Consider the following 248-nt stretch of genomic DNA (forward strand, 5'->3'; position numbering starts at 1 on the left):
ATCATCCTAACGCGGGCTGCGTTCAATGGCGGCTATGCCGACATGATCCGCACGCCCGTCGATGTTGAATTGAGGGTGCCAGAAGGTGGGATCCCGGCAGCATCGCTCGCGTTCGATGATGCGATCGAGACGGCTGGCTACGATGTGGCGATCACCAAGCGCCAGTGGAGCGCCTTTTACGGCACCGAACTCGACCTGCAGCTGAGACGGCGGAATATCGCGACGGTGCTGATCGGGGGGGTGATGAC

Annotated in this window: 1 protein-coding gene; it reads left to right on the top strand. The window is 61.3% G+C overall.

The annotated features are described in order from the left end of the window. On the top strand, positions 1-248 hold a 248-nt coding region (locus tag KBI52_RS32370), incomplete at both ends, for an isochorismatase family protein (protein WP_247654074.1).

The sequence above is a fragment of the Microvirga sp. HBU67558 genome (assembly GCF_018069605.1).
In the GTDB taxonomy this organism is placed as follows: Bacteria; Pseudomonadota; Alphaproteobacteria; order Rhizobiales; family Beijerinckiaceae; genus Microvirga; species Microvirga terrae.